This is a genomic window from Labrys sp. 22185 (genome assembly GCF_052045555.1).
GTDB lineage: Bacteria > Pseudomonadota > Alphaproteobacteria > Rhizobiales > Labraceae > Labrys > Labrys neptuniae.
Window position 1 is genome coordinate 1 of sequence record NZ_JBQEPH010000093.1, and the last position, 4,861, is coordinate 4,861.

Consider the following 4,861-nt stretch of genomic DNA (forward strand, 5'->3'; position numbering starts at 1 on the left):
GCGCCCGCCAAAAAGGGGTGACGCGGTCGGCCCCAACCCAACCGACAGGGGCAAGCCAGGCACCAAGCGCCACATCGTCGTGGATCGGGGGGCTTGCCTCTCGCCATCCCCCTGACTGGAGCCAACTGCCACGACAGCAAGGCCCTGACCGGCGTCGTCGACGCCATCCACCCTGTTCGTCAGCAGCGGGGACGACCCCGTCAAAGACCAGCCAAACTCCACGCCGATAAGGGATACGACTTCGATCGCTGTCGACGTGACCTGCGGGCGCGAAACCTCACACCGCGCATGGCCCGACGTGGCATCGAAAGCAGCAAGCATCTGGGCAAGCACAGATGGGCCGTCGAGCGCACCTTTGCCTGGATCAATCAATTCCGGCGACTGACTATCCGTTACGAACGTCATGGCGCTCTCTATCGAGCTTGCCTGCTTCTGGCCGCAACCATCATGAACGACGTCATCTAGGATTGCCGCATGACGACGATTAGGATGGCTGGTCCGTGACGCGTGTCTCAGCCTGTTCCCCTGCGATCGCAGGGGAACAGGCTGATGCCGGGAATGTGGGTCACGGGCCGCCAGGTCAGGCGGTACATGGAACGAAGGCGTCAGGGCGACAGTCAGGCTGTCGCATCGGCAAAAGCAGGCTTCAGCGAGCGAACGGCCCGGCGCGTGGAAGCACGCGGAGTGCAGCCGGCACAACGTGCGCCTCGCCATTGGCGCACGCGGAGCGACCCGCTTGCCGACGTGTGGGACGAATTGATCGTGCCGATGCTACGGCAAGTGCCGTATTTGCGCGCCACGTCAGTCATCGAACAGATCAACCTGCAGCATCCAGGGCGGCTCGATGAGCGGCACCGCCGGACCCTTCAGCGCCGTATCGCCCATTGGCGAGCCACAGAGGGACCGGAGCGCGAGGTCATCTTCCGTCAGGACCATCCGCCAGGATTTCAGTCTCTTTGCGATTTCACCGAAGGAACTTCACTCAACGTTACGATCGATGGTCGCCCCTTCGACCACTTGCTGTTCCATTTCTGGCTGGCGTTCTCGGGCTGGCAATACGTCAAGGTCATCGAGGGCGGCGAGAGCTTCACGGCACTGACCGAGGGCATGCAGGAAGCCCTTTGGCAACTTGGCGGGGTACCGCAGACCAATCGTACCGACCGCCTTTCCGCCGCCTATCGTAATCTGGCGCCCCATGACGATGCGAGTGCGGGCTACCAGGCCTTTTGCGATCACTATGGGATCGAGCCGACGCGCAACAATGCCGGTGTCAGCCATGAGAACGGTTCGGTCGAAGCGGCCCATGGCCATCTGCGTCGTATTCTGCGCGAGGCCCTGGCCTTGCGAGGGTCGCTCAATTTCTCGAGTGTCGCGGCCTATCAGGCTTTCATCGACGAGCATGTCGGACGCCGCAATGCTCGCCGCCGCGCCGAGGTAGCGCTGGAGTTGGCGCAGATGAAGCTATTGCCGCGCTTCAAGACCACCGACTTTTCCCTCGTAACGGTCACGGTTACCTCAACCTCGACCATTTCCGTGCGCGACCGTGCCATCACGCCTGATCGGTTCGCGCCTGCGCGTCCATGTCCACGATGCCCGGCTCGTGTGCTATCTGGGAACCACCCAAGTGCTCACTCTCAAACGCCACCGCCGACGCGGCACAGAGCGTCTGCAGGTGGTCGATTATCGCCATATCATCGGCGCGCTCATTGGCATACATTCGCCCCCCGCGCCGACCGGGAAGGCCGGGGCGCCGCACGCTATCTCGCCGCCTTGTGCGAGCATGAACTGACCGACCGCTCCTCGCGCCGCATTGCCCGCCATCTCATCGCTGCCGGCCTGCCGCGCGGCAAGACCTTCGCAACCTTCGAGTTCGCCGCGGTTTCAACCATCCGCAAGGCCCAGCTCCTTTCCCTTGGCGCTGGAGATCCCTGGATCGAACAGGGCGGCAACATACTTTGTTTCGGGCCAAGTGGCACCGGCAAGACCCATGCCGCCGCAGCCATCGGGCATGCCTTGGTCGAAGGCGGCCGGCGTGTCCTGTTCTCCGAAACTACCGATCTCGTCCAAAGGCTCCAGGCCGCTCACCGCGATCTAGCCTTGCCGGCGCTGCTATCACGCCTCGATCGCTTCGATTGCCTTATCCTTGACGACCTTGGCTATGCCAGCAAGGACCAGGCCGAGACCGCCGTGCTCTTCGAACTCATTGCCGAGTGCTATGAACGCAAGTCATTGATCATCACCTGCAATCAGCCTTTTTCGGAGTGGAATGCAATTTTCCCAAATCCCGCCATGACGGTTGCGGCCATCGATCGATTGGTTCACCACGCCGCGATCCTCCAGTTCAATGCCGAGAGTTACCGCAAGCGCACCGCCGCCGCGCTCGCTGAAGGATAATTGTCGCCTCATCCATTGCCCGCGACAATTATGCGCGGCATGATCCGCCGCATGCTCGACCCCTTCGATCCAGATAGCTTCATCGTCCGCGCCGAGGTCCACATTCTCGATATCGAGCCCAAGATCAGCCGCACCCTCGAATTGCCTATGGCACTCAACCTGGCCCAACTCCACGAGGTGCTCCAGGCCGCCTTCGGCTGGACTGACAGCCATCTGCATCAGTTCAATATCGGCGGCCTTATCTATGGAGCCCCAGAGTTCGATGAGGACGGCTTTTCCGACAGCCGGATCTTCGAGGCGACCGAGGTCAGGATGATCGACCTTCACTTTCCCTATGGGCCCGACGAAAACCCTGTCACCATCCTCTACGAATACGACTTCGGCGATAATTGGCACCACCTGCTTCGGCTCGAACGCGCTCCACGCCAGGAGGGAGCAAAATATCCGCGCTGCATCACCGCAGCTCGCTCCGGGCCTCCCGAAGACGTTGGCGGAACGTCAGGCTATGCCGACTTCCTCGAGGCTTGGCTCGACCCCAGCCATGAAGAACACAAAGCCATACGCCGCTGGGCTGGGCGCAAATTCCAACCAGAGCTCGCTGATCTCGACGACATCAACAAGGCAATCGCTAAGGCATTGCGCGCTTCAAAGGGCAGTTATCGCTTCCGCCACGCCCGGCCAGTACGCGGCTGAGGCCAATTGGAAGTAGCTCGGCTGCATTGGAGCACGACGGTCCCCGAGCCAGATGGGTTGCTGTATGACAATGCCACGATGGAGAGCTTTTCCCATACCCTCAAGATCGAACTGTCCATCGGCGGCTGTAGATGACCCGGGATGAAGCGCGGTGCAGCTTGTTCGTTTATTTCGAGGGCTATTACAATCAATCACATCTACTCGGCACTCGGCTATCTCACGCCCTTACAGGCCGAACCGAACGCGAGCTAAGAATCCCGTGTCAGCGATTTCGGGGGAAGATCAGCAGATCACGCGCGCCAAACAAAACGAGGCAAACCTGCCCGCCAGTGAGATCCGAGCAATAGTATCATGCGGTAGCTCGCCTCAGGCGGGACTCCTGCTGGCAAAGTTGTTTTTCGGGGCCGCATGCTCGAAGTGATCTCGCACGGCTTCGAGGGCTTGCTGCACGTGATCCCGCCAGGTGGGGAGGGCGGCACGGGTGCTGAGCTCGAAGCGGTCCGAGGCCAGCGCCGTCACCGCACCCATCCATTGCGGCAGGTCGATGGGATCGACCAGGCTGATGCCATGATGGCCGGCGAGTTCGGCCACCTCGCGATGCGCGGGAATGTCGGAGGCGATCACCGGCACGCCGAGGGCATTGGCTTCGAGGATCGGCAGTCCGAAACCCTCCACCAGTGATGGCTGAACCATGCCGTGTGCGCCGGCGATCAGGCAGGCGACGGCGGCGTCGCTGAGGTCGGCCACTTCCACGACATGGCGGGCCAGCGGGGCGGCGTGGGTCAACAGGTCCAGGACCTGGTCGACCTTCCAGCCCCGCCGTCCTACCAGCACCAGGCGCGGACAGGCCGCGCCGAGCTTCTCGGCAAGACGGCGCCAAAGCAGCAGCAGCAAGGCGTGATTCTTGCGCGCCTCGATGGTGCCGAGGCAGACGAAATAAGGAATCTGAGAAGAAGGCGGGCGCAGGGCGGTGCGCGTGAGGAATTCGTTTTCGACGGCCAACGGCACCACCACCACGCGCGGCGCGGCAGGCCGGCGCTCGCCGCGCGGAATGGCCGTCGCCAGCCAGGCCATGAAGCGGTCGCGTGAATAGGCCGAGTTGGCGATGATCAGGTCGGCATGCTGCAGCAGGGAGAGCATGCGGCGGTGATGTTTGGCCGCCTCGCCTTCGCGGCAGAATTCCGGAAAGTCGACCGGAATGAGGTCGTGCAGCATGGCGACGATGCGTGCCCCGCGCCGCTTCATCTCCTGAATCTTGAGAGTGTTCTCCAGGCCCGAATGAGAGGTATTGAGATACACCGATCCGCGCAGATTGAGAGGCAGGTCGCGGGTGCCGAAGACCTGCCGCATGCCGGTGAGCGCCACCCGGGCGGCGGAAGGTTCGGTCCGGTTGGTTTCGGCCAGGCGCCGGCAGCCGCGTTCGGAGGCCCACACCGGCGTGGCGAGATAATCGGTCAGATCGGTGTAGATGCGATCCTTTTCGACATCGGATCCCTGCCAGGCCGAAGATTCCGGGGAAGGGAGAAGCTTGTCGACGCGCCGCAAACCGTTGAAGCCCGGCATCTTGGCGACGAAGGAAACGTCCCCGGCCATGTCGGGCAGGAGCCGGATATAGGCGGCATCGACCCGATCGATGCCGGTGGGCGTGGTGCGGATGAGCCGGCGCAGATGCCGCGATACGTCAAAAAGAAACTGCATTGCGGGGCCACCAGCGTATGATTCGGCGCAAGGGGTTGGTTCTGCCGGCGGGAGCCTGGCGCGCTGCGCTCAGCCA

General features: G+C 62.5%; 2 protein-coding genes and 3 pseudogenes. 4 read left to right on the forward strand and 1 reads right to left on the reverse strand.

Translation table 11 applies throughout. The features are described 5' to 3' along the window. From ACTJKX_RS37795 to ACTJKX_RS37810, 4 genes and pseudogenes are all read left to right on the forward strand, one after another. Nucleotides 1-465 (forward strand): annotated as a pseudogene (locus ACTJKX_RS37795) (IS5 family transposase); the annotation flags it as partial. Nucleotides 466-591: 126 nt separating this feature from the next. After that, nucleotides 592-1,383, forward strand: a pseudogene (istA, locus tag ACTJKX_RS37800) (IS21 family transposase); the annotation flags it as partial. A gap of 309 nt (nucleotides 1,384-1,692) precedes the next feature. After that, nucleotides 1,693-2,394, forward strand: a pseudogene (gene istB, locus ACTJKX_RS37805) (IS21-like element helper ATPase IstB); the annotation flags it as partial. 39 nt (nucleotides 2,395-2,433) lie between these two features. Further along, the gene (locus ACTJKX_RS37810) at nucleotides 2,434-3,087 is read left to right on the forward strand and encodes a plasmid pRiA4b ORF-3 family protein (protein WP_440728467.1); all 654 of its coding nucleotides are present in this window, start codon (nucleotides 2,434-2,436) and stop codon (nucleotides 3,085-3,087) included. A gap of 366 nt (nucleotides 3,088-3,453) precedes the next feature. Here ACTJKX_RS37810 and ACTJKX_RS37815 read toward each other — a convergent pair whose 3' ends face one another. Next, nucleotides 3,454-4,785: a glycosyltransferase family 4 protein gene (locus tag ACTJKX_RS37815; RefSeq protein WP_311934762.1), complete on the reverse strand. Its 1,332-nt coding sequence runs from the start codon at nucleotides 4,783-4,785 to the stop codon at nucleotides 3,454-3,456. Between the last annotated feature and the right edge of the window lie 76 nt (nucleotides 4,786-4,861).